The sequence below is a fragment of the Streptomyces sp. NBC_00285 genome, from assembly GCF_036174265.1.
GTDB lineage: Bacteria > Actinomycetota > Actinomycetes > Streptomycetales > Streptomycetaceae > Streptomyces.
The window spans coordinates 1227506-1246224 of record NZ_CP108055.1; the positions used below are offsets into that span (position 1 = coordinate 1227506).

The 18719-nt window shown below is 70.7% G+C and carries 18 protein-coding genes; 7 read left to right on the forward strand and 11 right to left on the reverse strand.

Annotation, left to right across the window (positions count from 1 at the left end; all coding sequences use genetic code 11):
• The first annotated feature begins 39 nt into the window (after positions 1 to 39).
• Positions 40 to 984 carry a LysR family transcriptional regulator gene (locus tag OHT57_RS05770; protein WP_328744950.1) on the forward strand — a complete coding sequence of 315 codons (945 nt, stop codon included), beginning with the start codon at positions 40 to 42 and terminating at the stop codon, positions 982 to 984.
• A 27-nt stretch (positions 985 to 1011) separates the two neighbouring features.
• Positions 1012 to 1749: a maleylpyruvate isomerase family mycothiol-dependent enzyme gene (locus OHT57_RS05775; protein ID WP_328744951.1), complete on the forward strand. Its 738-nt coding sequence runs from the start codon at positions 1012 to 1014 to the stop codon at positions 1747 to 1749.
• Here the strand turns inward: OHT57_RS05775 and OHT57_RS05780 are convergent.
• The gene (locus OHT57_RS05780; protein ID WP_328744952.1) at positions 1746 to 2126 is read right to left on the reverse strand and encodes a MarR family winged helix-turn-helix transcriptional regulator; all 381 of its coding nucleotides are present in this window, start codon (positions 2124 to 2126) and stop codon (positions 1746 to 1748) included. The genes OHT57_RS05775 and OHT57_RS05780 overlap by 4 nt on opposite strands.
• An 86-nt stretch (positions 2127 to 2212) precedes the next feature.
• Here OHT57_RS05780 and OHT57_RS05785 point away from each other — a divergent pair, with 86 nt between their 5' ends.
• On the forward strand, positions 2213 to 3703 hold the full coding sequence (locus OHT57_RS05785; RefSeq protein WP_328744953.1) for an MFS transporter: 1491 nt from the start codon (positions 2213 to 2215) through the stop codon (positions 3701 to 3703).
• 80 nt (positions 3704 to 3783) lie between these two features.
• On the forward strand, positions 3784 to 4071 hold the full coding sequence (locus tag OHT57_RS05790; RefSeq protein ID WP_328744954.1) for a DUF6332 family protein: 288 nt from the start codon (positions 3784 to 3786) through the stop codon (positions 4069 to 4071).
• Here the strand turns inward: OHT57_RS05790 and OHT57_RS05795 are convergent.
• From OHT57_RS05795 to OHT57_RS05805, 3 genes are all read right to left on the reverse strand, one after another.
• The gene (locus tag OHT57_RS05795; protein ID WP_328744955.1) at positions 4032 to 4697 is read right to left on the reverse strand and encodes a response regulator transcription factor; all 666 of its coding nucleotides are present in this window, start codon (positions 4695 to 4697) and stop codon (positions 4032 to 4034) included. The two genes, OHT57_RS05790 and OHT57_RS05795, sit on opposite strands and share 40 nt — an antisense overlap.
• The gene (locus OHT57_RS05800; RefSeq protein ID WP_328744956.1) at positions 4694 to 5932 is read right to left on the reverse strand and encodes a sensor histidine kinase; all 1239 of its coding nucleotides are present in this window, start codon (positions 5930 to 5932) and stop codon (positions 4694 to 4696) included. Before OHT57_RS05800 ends, OHT57_RS05795 begins: the two co-directional genes overlap by 4 nt.
• An 82-nt stretch (positions 5933 to 6014) precedes the next feature.
• Positions 6015 to 6710, reverse strand: a complete 696-nt coding sequence (locus tag OHT57_RS05805) for a TetR/AcrR family transcriptional regulator (protein ID WP_328744957.1) — start codon at positions 6708 to 6710, stop codon at positions 6015 to 6017.
• Between the two features lie 134 nt (positions 6711 to 6844).
• Here OHT57_RS05805 and OHT57_RS05810 point away from each other — a divergent pair, with 134 nt between their 5' ends.
• Entirely contained in the window at positions 6845 to 7294 is a 450-nt protein-coding gene (locus OHT57_RS05810; protein ID WP_328744958.1) for a nitroreductase family deazaflavin-dependent oxidoreductase, read from the forward strand.
• A gap of 4 nt (positions 7295 to 7298) precedes the next feature.
• Here the strand turns inward: OHT57_RS05810 and OHT57_RS05815 are convergent, their stop codons facing one another.
• Positions 7299 to 8600 (reverse strand): geranylgeranyl reductase family protein, encoded by a 1302-nt coding sequence (locus OHT57_RS05815; protein ID WP_443053424.1) that lies wholly within the window; start codon positions 8598 to 8600, stop codon positions 7299 to 7301.
• Between the two features lie 133 nt (positions 8601 to 8733).
• On the opposite strand from OHT57_RS05815, the gene OHT57_RS05820 reads away from it, so the two are divergent.
• Positions 8734 to 10089 carry a dipeptidase gene (locus tag OHT57_RS05820; RefSeq protein WP_328744959.1) on the forward strand — a complete coding sequence of 452 codons (1356 nt, stop codon included), beginning with the start codon at positions 8734 to 8736 and terminating at the stop codon, positions 10087 to 10089.
• Between the two features lie 134 nt (positions 10090 to 10223).
• A complete protein-coding gene (locus OHT57_RS05825) occupies positions 10224 to 11327 on the forward strand; it encodes a protein kinase family protein (protein WP_328744960.1) in 1104 nt (367 codons plus the stop codon).
• On the opposite strand, the gene OHT57_RS05830 is transcribed toward OHT57_RS05825, so the two are convergent.
• The 6 genes from OHT57_RS05830 to OHT57_RS05855 all read right to left on the reverse strand — a co-directional run bounded on the left by OHT57_RS05830 (position 11228) and on the right by OHT57_RS05855 (position 18704).
• Positions 11228 to 12349, reverse strand: coding sequence for an ABC transporter ATP-binding protein (locus OHT57_RS05830; protein WP_328744961.1), 1122 nt, complete (start codon positions 12347 to 12349; stop codon positions 11228 to 11230). The genes OHT57_RS05825 and OHT57_RS05830 overlap by 100 nt on opposite strands.
• Positions 12346 to 13422, reverse strand: a complete 1077-nt coding sequence (locus tag OHT57_RS05835; RefSeq protein WP_328744962.1) for an ABC transporter ATP-binding protein — start codon at positions 13420 to 13422, stop codon at positions 12346 to 12348. The genes OHT57_RS05830 and OHT57_RS05835 overlap by 4 nt, the downstream gene beginning before the upstream one ends.
• A 28-nt stretch (positions 13423 to 13450) precedes the next feature.
• The gene (locus OHT57_RS05840; protein ID WP_328744963.1) at positions 13451 to 14443 is read right to left on the reverse strand and encodes an ABC transporter permease; all 993 of its coding nucleotides are present in this window, start codon (positions 14441 to 14443) and stop codon (positions 13451 to 13453) included.
• Between the two features lie 71 nt (positions 14444 to 14514).
• Positions 14515 to 16182, reverse strand: a complete 1668-nt coding sequence (locus OHT57_RS05845) for an ABC transporter substrate-binding protein (RefSeq protein WP_328744964.1) — start codon at positions 16180 to 16182, stop codon at positions 14515 to 14517.
• 82 nt (positions 16183 to 16264) lie between these two features.
• Positions 16265 to 17296 (reverse strand): ABC transporter permease, encoded by a 1032-nt coding sequence (locus OHT57_RS05850; protein ID WP_328744965.1) that lies wholly within the window; start codon positions 17294 to 17296, stop codon positions 16265 to 16267.
• Positions 17297 to 17663: 367 nt separating this feature from the next.
• Positions 17664 to 18704, reverse strand: a complete 1041-nt coding sequence (locus OHT57_RS05855; protein WP_328744966.1) for an NUDIX hydrolase — start codon at positions 18702 to 18704, stop codon at positions 17664 to 17666.
• Positions 18705 to 18719 lie beyond the last annotated feature (15 nt).

The window sequence follows — 18719 nt, forward strand, 5'->3', positions numbered from 1 at the left end:
AGTCCCGCCCCGCCATAGAAATCCAATAGGCTCACGCATATGAGGGATAGGAACACCAATGGCTCCGAGGTGCCGGGGCAGAGCGTGGCCGCCCCACTGGACCTGAACCTGCTGCGGACGTTCCTGACGGTGTACCGCACCGGCTCCTTCACCGCCGCTGCCCGCCTCCTCGGTCTGTCCCAGCCCACGGTCACCACCCAGATCCGCACTCTGGAAAGGCAGTTGGCCCGCGAGCTGTTCGAGCGCCAGGCACGCGGGGTGTCCCCGGCGCCGTACGCGGACGAGCTCGCCGCCCGGATCGTGCAGCCACTGGACTCCCTCGCGGCGGTCGCCGGGTCCGCCGGGACCGCGGACGACGCCCCGGCCGAGCCGGTGCATCTGGCCGGCCCGGCCGAGCTGCTGTCCCGCTGCGTGCTGCCCGGTCTGGCTCCCCTGGTGGACAGAGGTGTACGGCTGCGCATCACGCCGGGTCTGACCGAACCGCTCCTGGAGGATCTGCGCGCGGGCCGCCACGACCTGGTGATCGCCACGTTCCGGCCGCGCGGCCGGACCCTCACGGCCCTGCCCCTGAGCGACGAGGAGTTCGTGCTGGTCGCCTCCCCCGCCCAGGCGGAACGGCTCGGCAGGCCCGAACACCTGACGGCCGCGCTGAACGGCGTTCCCCTGGTCGCCTACGCCGAGGACCTGCCCATCGTGCGCCGCTACTGGCGGCACGTCTTCGGCAGACGTCTGGTACGGCAGCCCGCGGTGACCATGCCTGACCTGAACGCGGTGAAGGCCGCGGTCGTCGGCGGCGCCGGATTCACCGTGCTCCCCCGCTATCTGTGCGCGGAGGAACTGGCCTCGGGCACGCTGACCCTGCTCCACGACCCCGACGACCCGCCCGTCAACACGAGTTTCCTGGCCCAGCGGCCCGGCACCTCGGGCAACCCGCACGTGGCGCTGGTCCGCGACCACCTGTTTCAGGCCGCTCGCGACTGGTGACCCGACGGAGTCGGGCACACTCGCCTCATGGAGACAGCCGAGTTCATCGAGATCCTGGACCGGGAAGGCGTGTTGCTGGCGTCCGCCGCCGAGCAGGCCGGTACCGACGCCAAGGTGCCGACCTGTCCGGACTGGCAGGTGCGGGACCTGCTGCGGCACACCGGGGCGGTGCATCGCTGGGCGACGGCGTTCGTCGCCGAGGAGCACACCGCCTTTCGCCCCCTCGGCGACGAACCCGCTCTGGACGGCGCGGAGTTGCTGGCCTGGTTCCGCACCGGTCACCGCAGCCTGGTCGACACGCTCGGTTCAGCCGCGCCCGACGTGCGGTGCTGGCACTTCCTGCCCGCGCCGTCGCCGCTCGCGTTCTGGGCCCGGCGGCAGGCGCACGAGACCGCCGTGCACCGCTTCGACGCGGAGGCGGCGCGGGGCGGCACCGCACCGGAGGAAACCGGCCGGGACTTCGCGGCCGACGGCATCGACGAGTTGCTGCGCGGCTTCCACGCCCGCACCAAGAGCCAGGTCCGCAGCCCCGAGCCCCGGGTTCTGCGGGTGCGGGCGACCGACGCGGACGGTGCGGTGTGGACCGTACGGCTGACCGAGGAGCCGCCCGCGGCGGAGTACGGCGATGCGGGGGACGCCGACTGCGAGGTGTCCGGGCCCGCCGCGCGGTTGTATCCGGCACTGTGGAACCGGCTGCCGTTCCCTCAGGTGACCGGGGACGCGTCGGTCGCCGAACTGTGGCGGGAGAAGTCCGCCGTGGGCTAGGACGGTTCCAACATCCTTGTGAGGACCGCGCGTTGCAACGGCAGGGCGTCGCCGTGCAGCGTGCGGCCCTTCGACGTGAGTGACACCCGGACACCCCGCCGGTCCTCCGCGCACATCCCGCGCTCGACGAGTCCGTCCTTCTCCAGGCGGGCGATCAGCCGGGACAGCGCACTCTGACTCAGGTGAACCCGCTCGGAGATCTCCTGGACGCGGTAGGCGCAGCCGTCGTGGGCAAGGACGTCCAGCACCTCGAAGTCGCTTGCGCACAGGCCGTGTTGGTTCAGAGCGCGGTCCAGTTCGCACTGCGTGCGCGCGTGCAGCGCCAGGATGTCCCGCCACTGCTCCGCGAGCGCCTGCTCGGGCTTCTTCGCCACCATGCGCGGCACCGTAGCAGAGAAGGTGGGTCATTGCAGCGGCATTAAATGCGCTTGCATTGGATGCGTACGCATGTAGTGTCCTCGGCATGACCTCACCGCTCACCACCCCGGCGGCCGCGTCCTCAGCGGTCCGCTGGACACCCCGACTCTGGGGCACCCTGCTGGTGCTGTGCGCCGCGATGTTCCTGGACGCGCTGGACGTGTCGATGGTCGGCGTCGCACTGCCGTCCATAGGCGCCGACCTGGGCCTTTCCACCTCGACCCTGCAATGGATCGTCAGCGGCTACATCCTCGGCTACGGCGGACTCCTGCTCCTGGGCGGCCGGGCCGCCGACCTCCTGGGCCGGCGTCAGGTCTTCCTGGTGGCCCTGGGCGTCTTCGCGGTCGCCTCGCTGCTGGGCGGCCTCGTCGACTCGGGCCCGCTGCTGATCGCCAGCCGTTTCATCAAGGGCCTGAGCGCGGCCTTCACCGCACCGGCCGGCCTGTCCATCATCACCACGACCTTCGCCGAGGGACCGCTGCGCAACCGCGCCCTCTCCATCTACACCACCTGCGGCGCCACCGGGTACTCGATGGGGCTCGTCTTCTCCGGCCTGCTCACGGAGGCCAGTTGGCGCTACACCATGCTGCTGCCCGCGCCCGTCGCCCTGATCGCCCTCGTCGTGGGCCTGCGGCTGCTGCCGCGCAGCGAGCGCGAGCGGAGCACCGGCGGGTACGACATCCCCGGGGCCATCCTCGGCACCTCCTCCATGCTGCTGCTGGTCTTCACCGTCGTCGAAGCACCCCAAGCCGGCTGGGGCTCGGTCCGCACGATCGTGTCCTTCCTCGCCGTGGTCGCCCTGCTGACCGCGTTCGTGAGGGTCGAGCGGCGCAGCCCGAGTCCGCTGATCCGGCTCGGTGTGCTGCGCTCGGGTGCCCAAGTGCGGGCGCAGCTGGGGGCGTTGACGTTCCTCGGCAGTTACATCGGATTCCAGTTCCTGGTCTCCCTCTACATGCAGCAACTGCTCGGCTGGTCGGCGCTGCACACCGCCCTGGCCTTCCTCCCCGCGGGCGCCCTGGTGGCGCTGTCCGCGACCAGGGTGGGCGCGGTCATCGACCGGTTCGGCACCCCGAGGCTGATCGTGGCCGGCTTCGCGCTGATGGTCGTCGGCTATCTGCTGTTCCTGCGCATCGACCTCGACCCGGCCTACGCGGCGGTGATCCTGCCGACCATGCTGCTGGTCGGCGCCGCTTTCGCGCTGACCTTCCCGTCCCTCAACGTGCAGGCCACCAACGGCGTCGCCGAGCACGAGCAGGGCATGGTCTCGGGTCTGCTCAACACCTCGGTCCAGGTGGGCGGCGCGCTCTTCCTCGCCGTGGTGACGGCGGTCCTGACCGCGAACACCCCCGCGGAGTCCGCGTCCCCGCAGGCCGTCCTCGACAGCTACGTGCCCGGCCTGACGGTGGTCACCGGTATCGCGGTCCTCGGTCTGCTGATCTCGCTCACGGGGCTGCGTGTCCGACGGCGGCGGCCGACCGTCGTGGTCGCCGGGTCCACCTCCCCGAAGGAGGCGGAGCGCGTGGTCGTGGGCGACTGACGCGGCCGGGGGACGCGTTGCGTGCCGGGTGTCCGGTGGAGCCCTTGCTCCGCCGGACACCCGGCTGTGAGACTTCGGGGATGGAGACCTACGGGGGACGGCGTGACCAGGCCGAGCGGGATGCCATCACCGTCGAGATCGGATACGCGCTGTGCAGTGCGCTGTTCGCGGCGGCGGTGCTCTTCGGGGCCGTGGCCGGACCGGCGCTTTTGTTCGAACTGCCGGGCATGGTCGAGACGTTGCTGCTGCGCGTCGGAGCCGCGCTCGCACCCCTGCTCTTCCTCGCCCGGGTGATCAGCGTCCTGATGCGGTTCCGCCGGGAGGGCGATCAGCCCAGCCAGCCCGGCCGCACCAACCCCGACTCGTAGGCCAGCACGACGAGTTGGGCGCGATCCCGGGCGCCCAGCTTCACCATCGTGCGGCTGACGTGGGTCTTGGCGGTGAGGGGGCTGACGACCAGGCGGCGGGCGATCTCCGCGTTGGACAGGCCGATGCCGACCAGGGCCATCACCTCCCGTTCCCGCTCGGTGAGTTCGGCGAGGGCACCCTCGGCCGCGGGCTCCTTGGAGCGGGCCGCGAACTCGGCGATGAGACGGCGGGTCACACCCGGCGAGAGAAGCGCGTCACCGTCGACCACGGCCCGTACGGCGCGCAGGAGTTCCTCCGGCTCGGTGTCCTTGACCAGGAAACCGGAGGCGCCGGCACGGATCGCCTCGAAGACGTACTCGTCCAGTTCGAAGGTGGTGAGCATGACCACCCGAACTTCGCACAGAGCGGCGTCCCCGGTGATGCGCCGGGTCGCGGCGAGGCCGTCGAGCAGGGGCATGCGGATGTCCATCAGCACGATGTCCGGCCGCAGTTCGCGCACCTTCCCGACCGCCTCCTCACCATCGGCGGCCTCCCCGGCCACCTCGATGTCCGGCTGCGCGTCCAGCAGCGCGCGGAAGCCGGCACGCACGAGCGACTGGTCGTCGGCGAGCAGTACGCGGATCACCGGTCGTCCTCCTTGGCCTTCACCTTGAGCGGCAGTACGGCGAGCACCCGGAACCCTCCGTCGGGACGCGGCCCCGCCTCGATCGTGCCACCTAGTGCGGCGGCCCGCTCCCGCATTCCGGCCAGGCCGTTGCCGCTGCCGCCCGCGTCGGCGCCGGTCACCGGTCCGTCGTCGTCGATACGGAGCCGCAACGCACCGTCGCGCCGATCGAGCCGCACGCGCGCGTGCCGGGATCCCGAGTGCCGTACGACATTGGTGAGCGCCTCCTGGACGATCCGGAAGGCGGCGAGGTCCGCGCCGGGCGGCAGTGTCGGGGCCGTTCCCTCCACCTCGACCGTCAGGCCCGCGCCCGCCGCCTGTGACACCAGTTCGGGCAGCCGGTCGAGGCCCGGCGCGGGGGCGCGCGGCGCGTCGCCCGGGGTGCGCAGGGTGTCGAGCACCTGGCGTACCTCGCCGAGCGCCTCCTTGCTGGCGGCCTTGATGGTGGTGAGCGCGGTGCGGGCCTGTTCGGGGTCGGTGTCGAGAAGGGCGAGGCCGACGCCGGCCTGGACGTTGATGACGGAGATGCTGTGGGCGAGCACGTCGTGCAGTTCGCGGGCGATGCGCAGCCGCTCCTCGTCGGCGCGCCGCTGCGCGGCCCGGGCCCGCTCGGCGCGCTCCCGGGCCCACTGTTCCCGCCGGGTCCGGGCCAGCTCCGACAGGGCGACGATCGCGACGACCCAGGCGGCGATCACGCCTTCCTGCCCCCAGGGTGCGGCCGGGTCCTGGGACGGCGGCAGCCACCGGTAGAGCCAGTGCGCCACCAGGACATGCCCGGCCCAGAGCATTCCGAGGGCGGCCCAGGCCTCCCTGCGGTGCCCGGCGACGACGGCGCTGAAACAAGCGAGGGCGACGGTCAGGAAGACGGGCCCGTAGGGATACCCGGCCCCGAGGTACAGCATCGCGGCAGCCGCCGTACCGAAGGCGACGAGCACCGGCCGCCGGTGACGCCACAGCAACAGCCCCGATCCGATCACCAGCAGGGCCCGCGCGAACGGATCGAGGGCGGCCCGCTCGCCGATCTGCTGCTGGGCCGCGTAGTTCGATCCCCCGAGCACGAAGAACGTGAGCAGCAGCGTGGATGCCCACGGCCACCGGGCCGCCCGCTCCGGGTCACCCGAGCGCGTCCACCACGGCGGCCCCTGCCGCCACCTTCGCGGGTGCCCGGCCCCGCGTACGCGCTGCTCACCGTCCATGAAAGCCACGCTAGACGCCCCGGCCGGGGCCGGGCGTCACCCGGGCGTGGTGGTCACCTGTACTCCCCGTGAAGTACGCCGGTCACCGCTGTCGCAGCCCCACGCTCCGCCCCAGTTGCCGCACCGCGTGCCGGAAGAACGGTTCCCGCTCCTCCACGACCCGGTTGAACTGCCCGAAGAGCTCGAAGCCGATCAGGCCGAAGAGCTGGGCCCAGGCAGCCACAAGGGGCGCGGCCACCTCGGACGGCAGGTCGGGAGCGAGGTCGGCGGCGATGCGGGAGGACTCCGCCCGGAGGTCTTCGGGAGCCGGGGGCAGCTCCGCGAGGCCCGGGCTCTGGTGGGCGTCGCGCACGATGCCGATCAGGAGGAGGCCGACGCGGGCGGCGGGCGGGACGGTGGTCTGCGGTGCGGTGTAGCCGGGGACGGGAGAGCCGTAGATCAGGGCGTACTCGTGCGGATGGTCGAGCGACCAGCGGCGCACGGAGTCGCATGTGGCGACCCAGCGCTCCAGCGGGCCCGCTCCGGCGGCACTCTCGTGCGCGTGTTCCGCGCTCTCGCCCAGGGAGTCGTACGCGTCGATGATCAGCGCGGTGAGCAGGTCGTCGCGGCTGGGGAAGTAGCGGTACAGCGCCGAGGAGACCATCCCCAGCTCACGCGCCACGGCCCTCAGGGAGAGCTTCGCCGCGCCCTCCGCCACGAGCTGCCGGCGCGCCTCGTCCTTGATGGCTGCGGTGACTTCGATCCGGGCGCGGGCCCGGGCGCCTTGTGTGGTGCTCATGCGGGCCAGTCTCCCACAGAAGCAGATCAGTGCACATAATCGAGAGCACCGCTCTTGCTTTGGTCGGCCGATCCATGCAGACTGATGCCAGACGAAATCGAGAGCACCGCTCTCTCAATCCGATGGGGGTCACCATGTCGTCGCCTTACTACCTCAAGGGCAGTCCGCTCACCGTCCGCTTCAACAGCGTCATCGGCTGGCTGGCCCGGCACGGATTCAGCCTGGCCGGCACCGCTGAGCTGTCGGTGCGCGGCCGCAAGAGCGGCCAGATGCAGCGGGTGCCGGTCAACCCGCACACGTACGAGGGCGAGCAGTACCTGGTCTCGGCACGCGGCCACTCTCAGTGGGTGCGCAACATGCGCGCCGCCGGCGGCGGGGAGCTGCGGGTCGGCCGCAAGGTCCGGGAGTTCACGGTGGTGGAGCTCTCGGACGAGGAGAAGCTCCCGATCCTGCGGACCTATCTGAAGAAGTGGGGCTGGGAGGTCAACCAGTACTTCCAGGGCGTGACCGTCAAATCCTCCGACGAGGAGATCATCGCCGCCGCGCCCGACCACCCCGTGTTCCGGTTCGCGGTCAAGCCGTAGGTGCTCAGGAGGTGCTCTCGCCGCCCGCCCCACGCTCGCCGGGACGCGGGTCCAGCGCGGCCAGCGCCCGCTGGGCCAGCGGCCGGCCACGGACGAGCTCACCCAGCGTGGTCGAGCCCTGGGTGATCTCCTTGAACGCGTTCCACGCGGGCCGGAAACCCGTCAGCGCCGCGTGGAACAGACCGGGACGGCGTTCGAAGGCGGTCAGCATCCGCTTGCCGACGCTCATCTCGACACCGAGGCCCGCCTTGATGGCGAACGCGTAGTTCAGTGCCTGGCGCCGGGTGTCCACCGCGTCGTGGGCCTCCGCGATCCGAACCGCCCACTCCCCCGCGAGCCGCCCGGAGCGCAGCGCGAAGGAGATGCCCTCGCGGGTCCACGGCTCCAGCAGCCCCGCGGCGTCACCGCACACCAGCACCCGCCCGCGCGAGAGCGGCGAGTCGTCGGCACGGCAGCGGGTCAAGTGGCCCGAGGAGATGCTCGGTTCGAACCCGGCGAGCCCGAGCCGCCCGATGAAGTCCTCCAAGTACCGCTTGGTGGCCGCGCCTTCACCGCGCGCCGAGATCACCCCGACGGTCAGGGTGTCCCCCTTGGGGAAGACCCAGCCGTAACTGCCGGGCATCGGGCCCCAGTCGATGAGGACCCGCCCCTTCCAGTCCTCGGCGACGGTCTCCGGCACCGGGATCTCCGCCTCAAGGCCGAGGTCGACCTGGTCGAGCTTCACCCCGACATGCGCCCCTATCCGGCTGGCGCTGCCGTCGGCCCCCACGACGGCCCGCGCGAGCAGCGTCTCGCCGCCCTGCAGGACCACCGCGACCGTACGCCGGTCCGGAACCGTCGAACCGTGCTGCTCCACACGCTGGACGGTGACGCCGGTCCGGAGCTCGGCGCCCGCCTTCTGCGCGTGCTCGACGAGTTGCTGGTCGAACTCGGGCCGGTTGATCAGCCCGAACAGCATCTGCCGGGAACGCCGGGTGCGGGTGAAGCGGCCGTTGTTCGAGAAGGTCACCGCGTGCACCCGGTCCCGGAAGGGCAGCTCGAAGCCGGGCGGCAACGAGTCCCGCGAGGGGCCGATGATGCCACCGCCGCACGTTTTGTACCGCGGCAGCTCGGCCTTCTCCAGCAACAGCACGCGCCGTCCCGCGACCGCCGCCGCGTACGCGGCCGAGGCCCCCGCGGGTCCCGCGCCCACGACGACGACGTCCCACACCCGCTGTGCGTCGTCCTGCACGTCGTCGTCCCGCATGCCGTCGTCCTGCACGCCGTCCGCCGAAGGGTCGTCCGCCGAAGAGTTCTCGCTGCTCACGATGGTCTGCTGCTCCCGATCAAGCCTTTGCCGCACCTGTCTCCCGCATCCTACGGCGGGCCCGCCCCCACACCACTGTGGGAGGATCTACGGCACTCACAGGTACAACGTCGCACCCACAAGGAGCGTGCCCATGTCGTCGAATCCGGTCGCCGAGACCGTCGCCTCGCTGATGCCCGGGGCGCGGGCGGAGCTCACCGAACTGGTGGCGTTCAGGTCGGTGGCGGACTTCGACCAGTTCCCGAGGAGCGAGAGCGAGGCCGCCGCCCGCTGGGTCGCGGACGCGCTCACCGCCGAGGGATTCCAGGACGTGGCCCTGCTCGACACCCCGGACGGCACCCAGTCGGTGTACGGCTTTCTGCCCGGCCCCGAGGGCGCGAAGACCGTCCTGCTCTACGCCCACTACGACGTGCAGCCGCCGCTGGACGAGGCCGCCTGGACGACCCCGCCGTTCGAACTCACCGAGCGCGACGGCCGCTGGTACGGGCGCGGGGCCGCCGACTGCAAGGGCGGTGTGATCATGCACCTGCTCGCGCTGCGCGCCCTCAAGGCGAACGGCGGGGTCCCGGTCCACGTCAAGTTCATCGCCGAGGGCTCCGAGGAGCAGGGCACGGGCGGTCTGGAGCGGTACGCCGAGGCGCACCCCGGGCTGCTGGAGGCGGACACCGTCGTCATCGGCGACGCGGGCAACTTCCGTACCGGTCTGCCGACGGTCACCGCGACCCTGCGCGGCATGACGATGATGCGCGTCCAGGTCGACACCCTGGAGGGCAACCTCCACTCGGGTCAGTTCGGCGGCGCCGCCCCGGACGCGCTGGCCGCGCTGATCCGCGTACTGGACTCGCTGCGCGCGAAGGACGGCTCGACCACGATCGACGGCCTGACGCCGGGAGCGGCCTGGGACGGCCTCCAGTACGACGAGGAGCAGTTCCGCAAGGACGCCAGGGTGCTGGACGGCGTCGAGCTGATCGGCTCCGGCACGGTCGCCGACCGCATCTGGTCCGGCCCCGCCGTCACGGTTCTCGGCATCGACTGCCCGCCGGTCGTCGGCGCCACCCCGTCCGTGCAGGCGAGCGCACGCGCCCTGGTCAGCCTGCGGGTGCCGCCGGGCATCGACGCGGCCGAGGCGACCGGGCGACTGCGGGCCCACCTGGAGACGCACACCCCGTGGGGTGCGCGGGTGAGCACCGAACAGATCGGCCAGGGCCAGCCGTTCAGCGCGGACACCACCAGCCCGGCGTACGCGGCGATGGCCGACGCGATGGCCGTGGCCTACCCGGGCCAGGAGATGCAGTACGCCGGCCAGGGCGGCTCGATCCCCCTGTGCAACACCCTCGCCGCCCTCTACCCGCAGGCCGAGATCCTCCTCATCGGGCTGAGCGAGCCGGAGGCCCGGATCCACGCCGTGGACGAGAGCGTGTCCCCGCAGGAGCTGGAGCGCCTGGCGGTGACGGAAGCCCTGTTCCTGCGCAACTACGCGGGGGGCTGAGCCGACGGGGCGAGGGTGGTGGACGCGGTGTTCCCCGCCGACCGGGCTCAATCCCCTTGCTCGTCCGAGAAGTTGGCGGCACCCGGGCCGGACGCCGGGTGCCGCCGCGGCCATGGCGGGCCGATCATGGGTCCATGGACTCCTCCGCGCGTCTGGGCACCCACGCCGACACCGCCACCTCCCTCGCCCTCCTGAGCGACCGCGGCCTCGCGGACCTCGTGGCGTCCGGCACGCCCGCCGGAACCGGGATCGGCGGGCAGGCAACCCTCCTGGAGGTGGACGGCGTACGGGTCTTCGTGAAGCAGGTTCCGGTCACCGACGCCGAACTCCACCCCGACAACGTCCGCTCCACCGCGAACCTCTTCGCGCTGCCCGCCCGCTGCCACTACGGCATCGGCGCGGTCGGCAGCCCCGGCTTCGGTGCCTGGCGGGAGCTGGCCGTGCACGAGATGACGACCAACTGGGTACGCTCCGGCCGCTTCCCGGACTTCCCGCTGCTCCACCACTGGCGGGTACTGCCCCACGCTCCGCGGCCGCTGCCCGAAGAACTCGCCGACGTGGAGCGGGCCGTGACCTACTGGGGCGGCGGACGCGAGCGCATCGAGGCCCTCAGCACGGCCTCGGCGAGCCTGACCCTGTTCCTGGAGTACCTGCCGCACACCCTGCACGACTGGTTCTCAGCCCAACTGCGCACACGGAACGCCGACTTCGCGTGTGCCCTCGTGGAGCAGGGCCTCGAAGCCGTCACCGGCTTCCTCCACGAGCAGCAACTCATCCACTTCGACGCCCACTTCCGCAACATCCTCACCGACGGACGGCGGCTCTACCTGACCGACTACGGACTGGCCCTGTCGAACCGCTTCCACCTCACGCCGCAGGAACGCGACTTCCACGGCCGCCACCGCCGCTACGACCGCGCCTACGCCCTCTCCTACCTGGTGCATTGGCTGGTCGTCGACCAGTACGGCCTCGGCCGGGACGAACGTGAGGACTTCATCCGCGCGTGCGCCGCCGGCCGCCGACCCGAGGGGATCCCCGGGGCCGCGGCCGACCTCATCTCCCGGCACGCACAACTCGCCGTCGTGGTCGGCGACTTCAACCGGCGACTGGAACAGGAGAGCAGGCTCACCCCGTACCCTCACGAAGAGGTCGCAGCGCTGTCCTCCAGTGCGGTCAGCGCCGGATCGAGCACGATGTCCTCGCCGCGGGCCTCCACGCTCGGCTCCTCCGGGAAGTGACAGGCCGTCAGGTGGCCCTCGGTGTCTCCCGTCACGCGCACCAACGGCGGCTCCACTGTCGCGCACCTGTCCTGGGCCTTCCAGCAGCGGGTGCGGAAGCGGCAGCCGGACGGCGGATCGACCGGCGAGGGCACGTCCCCGGCGAGCCGGATGCGCTCGCGGCGCCCGGTGGCGTCGGGATCGGCCTCGGGGACGGCGGACAGCAGGGCGTGGGTATAGGGGTGCCGGGGCCGGGTGTACAGCGTCTGCCGGTCGGCGACCTCAACGATCTTGCCCAGGTACATCACCGCGACCCGTTCGCAGAAGTGCCGTACGACGGCGAGGTCGTGGGCGATGAAGACGAACGCGATGCCGAACTCCCGCTGGAGATCCTGGAGCAGGTTGACGATCTGCGCCTGGATGGACACGTCCAGCGCCGACACCGGTTCGTCGGCCACGATGAGCTTGGGACGCAGCGCGAGGGCGCGGGCGATCCCGATGCGCTGGCGCTGGCCGCCGGAGAACTCGTTCGGGTAGCGGTTGTAGTGCTCGGGGCTGAGCCCGACGGTCTCCAGCAGTTCCTGGGCGCGCTTCTTGCGGCCCTGCGGCGGGTTGATGTCGTTGAGCCGCATCGGCGTCTCGACGATCGTGCCGACCGTGTGCCGGGGATTCAGGGAGGAGTACGGATCCTGGAAGATCATCTGGAGGTTCCGTCGGGCCTCCTTCATCCTGGCGGCGGGGGCGTGGGTGATGTCCTCGCCGTCGAACACGACCTTCCCGGCCGTCGGTTCCAGCAGCCGGGTGATGAGCCGGCCCGTCGTCGACTTGCCGCAGCCGGACTCGCCGACCAGTCCGAGCGACTGACCGGCGCCGACCGTGAAGTCGATGCCGTCGACGGCGTGCACGGCCCCGATCTGCCGCTGGAAGAGGATGCCCTGGCGGATCGGGAAGTGTTTGGTGAGGCCGCTGACGTCGAGCAGGTGCTCCCCGGCGGCGGGCTGAGTGGTGCTCACGGCATGCTCCTGTTCGTCTGCCGCCGTCACTGCGAGGCCCCGGTGGCCGTACGACCGCGGATCTCTTTCCTGGTCTCCGGGGTGAGGTGACAGGCGGCGAGGTGCCGGCCGGTGCCGGAGACGGCGAGCAGTTCGGGCAGGTCGCTCGCGCAACGCCCCTCGGGCACCCAGCCCTTGTAGGTGCAACGGGGGTGGAAGGCGCAGCCGCCTGGAGGGTTGATCAGACTCGGCGGGGCTCCGGCGATCGGGTTCAGCCGCCGTTCGACATCGCCCGTGATCTGCGGCATCGACTCCAACAGGCCCCAGGTGTACGGGTGTTGAGGCTGTTTGAGAACGTCGCGCACGGTGCCGTACTCGATGCGGCGGCCGCCGTACATCACCAGGATGTCGTCGGCGATGTCGGCCACCACGCCCAGGTCGTGGGTGATGAGGATGACCGCGGAGCCGAACTCCTCCTGGAGGTCGCGGATCAGGTCCAGGATCTGTGCCTGGACGGTGACGTCCAGGGCCGTCGTCGGCTCGTCGGCGATGAGAAGTTCGGGGTCGCAGACCAGCGCCATGGCGATCATGGCGCGCTGGCGCATACCGCCGGAGAACTGGTGCGGATAGTCCCGCACCCGTAGTTCGGGCTGCGGGATGCCGACCCGTTTCAGCATCTCCACGGCGCGCTCCCGGGCCTCCTTCTTCGTGACCTTGTGATGGACCCGGTAGGCCTCGGCGATCTGGGCGCCGACGGTGAAGTACGGGTGCAGGGCGGACAGCGGGTCCTGGAAGATCATGGAGACCGTCCGGCCGCGCAGTTCGCGCATGTCGCGCTCGGGGAGGGCGACGAGTTCTTTGCCGTCCAGCCGGATCTCCCCGGAGACGACGGCGCGGGTGCCCTTGTGCAGCCCGAGCAGGGCCAGCGAGGTGACCGACTTCCCCGAGCCGGACTCGCCGACGATACCGAGCGTGCTGCCCTTCTCCAGGGCGAAGGAGACGCCGTCGACGGACTTGACGGTCCCGTCCTCGGTGGGGAAGTGCACACGCAGATCCCGTACGTCGAGGAAGGGGGCGGCCGTGGGATCGGCGTCCGCCGGTTTCGGTGAGGTCAGGAGGGACACGGGGTTTCCTTGCTGCGGTGAGAGGGGCTCAGGCGAGGCGGACACGGGGGTCGACAAGGCCGTAGACCACATCGACGACCACGTTGGCGAGCACGACGAACGTCGCCGCGAAGAGCGTGGTGCCGAGGATGACCGGCAGGTCGGAGTTCTGCACGGAGTCCACGGCGAGCTTGCCGATGCCGTCGATGCCGAACACCGACTCCGTGATGACCGCGGAGCCGCCGATGAGCGAGCCGACGTCCATGCCGAAGATGGTGATGATCGGGGTGATCGCGGCCCGCAGGCCGTGCTTGAGGACGACCTTGCCGGTGGACAGTCCCTTGGCCCGCGCGGTGCGCATGTAGTCCTCGGCGAGGACCTCCAGCATGGAGGAGCGGGTGAGCCGGGTGTACAGCGCGAGGTAGACAATGACCAGGGTGGCCCACGGCAGGAGGAGGCCCTGGAACCAGGCGCTCGGGTCCTGGGTGATCGGGGTGTAGCCGGAGGCGGGCAGGATCTGCCACTTGTCGACGAACAGGTAGAGCAGCAGCAGGCCGACGAAGTAGATCTGCACGGAGACACCGAGCAGCGCGAGTCCCACCGCGGCCTTGTCGGCGGCCTTTCCCCGGCGGACGGCGGCGACCGTGCCGAGGCCGACGCCCAGGAAGAGGAAGAGCACCGCGGCGCCGAGGCCGAGCGAGAGGTCCGCGGGGAAGTCGGACAGCAGGGTGGTCAGGACGGGGGTGTCGGTCTGGAAGGACAGCCCGAGACAGGGCGCGCCGCAGTGGACGCGCACGCTCTGGTCGCCGTAGTCCCGGCCGATGAACAGGCCCTTGAAGAACTCCCAGAACTGCTTCAGATAGCCCTGGTCGAGGCCGAGGGAGTGCCTGATCTCCGCCAGCCGGGACGGCGAGCACGTCTTGCCGCAGGCCAGGAGCGCGGGGTCGGACGGCAGCGCGAAGAAGATGAAGAAGGTGATGACGGTGATCACCAGCAGGATCGCGGCTGCCGCCAGCAGGCGCCGGATGAGATAGCGAAGCATGTCGTGCTGGACCCTGACGTGAGTGGGGTGCCCGCCGGCCGGGGGCGCCGGCGGGCATGAGGTGGAGGGCGTCAGTTCTTGACGTACACGTGCACCAGGCTGGGCTCGGCGAGGATGGGGTCCGGGATGACCCCGCCGACCTTGGAACCCGCCAGTTCGCTGAAGTTCATGTACATCAGCGGGACCACGGCGGCGTCCTTCATGATCTGTTCGTCCAGGGCCCCGTAGGCGGTGTCGGCCTGCTTGATGTCGGTCATCTTGGCGATCTTGTCGATCTGCGCGTTGACCGCGGGGTCATTCAGGTACGCCATGTCCTGGTTGGACTGCGGCAGCTTCGCGATCTGCCGTCCGTCGAACAGCACGGGCAGCACGGTGGAGGCGTTGGGCCAGTCCGCGATCCAGTCGACCCAGGTCAGGTCGTACTGGTTCTTCACGTTGTCGACGGTGCTGAAGTAGTTCGCCGCGTCGATCGGCGTGATGTTCACGGTGACGCCGATCTTCCCGAGCGAGGTCTTCACCGCGTCGGCGAAGTGCTCCTCGGTCGTGGTGTTCTCCACCGCCAGCGACATGGTGAGCTTGGGGTTCCCTGCCTGCTTCATCAGCGCCTGGGCCTTGGTGAGGTCGCCCGCGGGGTCGGTGCTGTAGAGGTTGAACTTCCGGTAGCCGTCGATGCCGGGGCTGATCATGGTGCTCGCGTAGTCGCCGTAGGCCGAACCGCCGAACGCGCCGCGGACGGTGGTCTTGTCGATGGCGTACTCGATGGCCTGACGGACCTTCAGGTCCTTGACCCGGGTGGTGTTGACGGCGAGGTAGTTGATGCCCGGGGCCGGGATCTTGTAGAGGCGCGACTTCACGGACGGGTCACCGGAGATCGTCGTCAGGTCGGAGCCCGCGATCGGCCACTGCATGATCGAGGTCTGGGCGGTGCCGGCGTCGGACTTGATCTGCTGGTCGATCGCCGACTGGTCCTGGCCCAGCTTCACGTCGATCTCGTTGACGTTCTGCTGCCGGATCGGGTCGCTCGACTGCTTCCAGTGGGTGTTCTTGACGAGGACGACTTCCTTGTTCTTGGTGTACGACTTGATCATGTACGGCCCGTCGGACCAGACATGCGTGTCGTACGTGGCCCCCGTGTCGTGGGCCTTGGGCACCCCCGACCAGCCGGGCATGGCGGTCGTCTCGTTGAAGTCAGCGACGGGCTGGTCGAGTTGGAACACGATCGTGGACGCGTCCGGCGTCCGGATGGAGGCGAGCTCCTTGCCCGAGTAGGGCCCCTTGTAGGAGGAGCCGCCGACCAGCCACTGACTGGCGTACGGCGGACCGCCGTTGATGTCCGGCGAGAAGGCCCGCTCGACGCCGTACTTGACGTCCTGCGCGGTGACCGCCGTGCCGTCCTGCCACACGACGCCCTTGCGTAGGTGGAAGGTCCACACCGTGTCGCCCTTGCTGGGCGTTCCCGTGTCGGTGGCCAGATCGCCGACGAGCTTGGGCTGGGAGCCGGTCTCGTCCCATCCGGTCAGGGTGCGCACGAGCTCCTGGTCCATGCTCGAACCCTCGGTCGTGTAGACGCGCTGGGGGTCGAGGTGGTCGAAGTCCGCGTGGTCGAGGACGGTCAGCGTGCCGCCCTTGGTCGGGGACCCGCTCCCGGTGGTGCTGGAGGAGCCACCGCATGCGGTGGCCCCCAGGGCGATCGCCACGGCGGTGGCCGCGAGCGCGATCGAGCGCCTTCTGCGCGTCATGAGGTAACACTCCTTCTTCTACGGGCTCGGCAGCGGTCGTTCCTCGGGAGGACCGGTCCGCGCCGGTGTTGATGAGACCGCGTCAGCCGCGGGCCGCGCGGGGATCGAGGGCGTCCCGGACTCCGTCTCCGAGGAGGTTGAGCCCGAGGACGAGGACCAGCAGCAGGACGCCGGGGACGAACAGGTACATCGGGTCCTGGAGGAAGTACTGGGAGGCGTCCGACAGCAGCGCCCCCCAGTCCGGGTTGGGCGGGATGACACCCACACCGAGGTACGACAGGGCGGCCTCGGTGGTGATGTTCTGCGGGACGGCCAGCGCGAAGGAGATCAGGACCGGCGCCCACAGGTTCGGCAGCAGCTGGCGGAAGAGGATGTGCCACCGTCCGGCGCTCATGATCCGGGCCGCGTCGACGAACTCCCGCTCGCGCAGCGACAGGACCTGTCCGCGCACCAGCCGGGCGGTGTACGCCCAGGCGAACCCCGCGATGTTGAGGACGAGGACCAGCAGCCGCAGGTTCTCGTCGGTGCCGCCGTGGCTGTTCGTCTGCATCGCGTTCTGGATGACCGGCGTCAGCGCGATGATGAACAGCAGCTGCGGAAAGGCCAGCATCACGTCCATGATCCGTGACAGCACGGAGTCGACCCAGCCGCCGGAGTACCCCGCCGCGAGGCCGGCCACGACACCGACGACGGTGGACAGCACGGCCGAGGCGAATCCGACGACCAGCGAGGTGCGCAGGCCGTAGACGATCCGGGCGAACAGGTCGTAGCCGGTGCCCGGTTCGACCCCCAGCAGGTGGGCAAGGCTGATCCCGCCCAGCGCTCCGCGCGGGAAGTTCCCGGTGTCCGGGTCGATCGCCCTGCCGTCGGGGGTGATCGGCCCCCAGCCGGTGATCGCGGTCAGGACCGGAGCCAGCAGCGCGATCAGAATGAACAGGACGGTGATCACGAACGCGGCCATGGTGACCTTGTCCCGTCTGATGCGCCGCCAGGCCATGCGGGCGGGCGAGCGCCCGGTGATGACCGTGCCGTCGCCGCGCGGGTCGGGCGTCATTCCACCGGCCGCCTGCGTCGGGCCGGCGGCGGCGGGCATCGGCTGCTGTTGCGTCGTCATCGTGCGGACGTCCCGGGTATGTGCTGGGGCCGGCGCGGAGTCTTGGCCATCGCCGGCGGACGGGGTCTCGTCATGGGGCTGTTCCCTGCGGGAAAGACGTCGGTCGCCGGCCGTTGTCGGCGCCGTGAGACTGAGCGGACTGTCGCAACACGCCGAGAGACCGGTCAAGGCAGAAAATGACCGAAAAAGGGATTGTTTGCGCTCGTTGCCAAGTGTTGACGAGGGCGGGACATGCCATTAGCTCTGACATGGAGGTATCGCGACGATTCCCTTGACGGGTTCTCGCCCTCCGCTTGCCTGACCCGAACCTGGCCCCGGACATGGCGGAGCCCCGCCGGCCCGGTGCCGGCGGGGCTCCGCACAGAGGTCAGCCGATCGGGATCCCGGCCTCCAGGTACAGCGCGGCCCCGCGTTCCCGGGCCCGCAGCGCCCATCGCAGCCGCTCGTAGCGCACCGGCGGCAGCAGCTCTGCCGCCTCCTCCTCGGTGGCGAAACACCAGCCGCGCAGCTCGGGCCCGGGCAGCAACACCCGTCCCGCCTCCGTGGATTCGAGCCGGCCGCCGTCGAAGAGGAGGCGCAGTCCGCCGTATCCGGGAGGCGCGGGCGGCTCCCAGTCCACGACGAGGAGACGGGGCAGGTCCTCCAGCTGTATGCCGGTCTCCTCGGCGACCTCGCGCACGCCCGCCCGGGCGGGCGCCTCGCCGGATTCGACGACGCCGCCGGGGAACTCCCAGCCGGCCTTGTAGGTGGGGTCGACGAGCAGGACGCGGTCGTGCTCGTCGAAGAGGAGGACCCCGGCGGCCACGGTCTCGGCGGTGGGCTCGGGGGTCTGCACGATGTCGCACACGGACACGGTCCCGGCCCCGAGGGCCTGGGCGATGCGGGCGGCCGTCTCGTACGGGGTGAGCGCGCTGTTGTCGATCAGATGGGCGTCCGCGGTGAGCCAGGAGGCGAGGGCGGCCCGATAGGGCTCTGTGTGGTCGTACGCCCACTGTCCCTGCCGTATCTCGCCGTCGGGCGGGTCCGGAGGGGCCTCCCGTTCGGCCGTCCGGGCACGCAGGATCGTTTCCGCCGGAGCGAGGAGAAGGTGCCGGACACCGATCCGGCGAGCGGCGAGGCCACCGAAGATCTCGTCGCGGTACTCCTGACGCAGCAGGGTCATGGGGACCACGAGGGTCCCGCCGAGCTCGGCGAGCATCGCGGCCGCCGTGTCGATCACCAGCCGTCGCCAGATCGGCAGGTCCTGGAGGTCGCCGACCTCGGCGAGGCGCTTGGGCGGCAGCAGCTGCACGACCGCTGCGCCGATGTCCTCGGGGTCGAAGAGCGTGCTGTTCGGGATCAGTTCGATCAGTTCCCGTGCGGTGGTGGTCTTCCCCGCACCGGACGCGCCGTTGATCCAGACGATCACGGACTCCCCCTCATT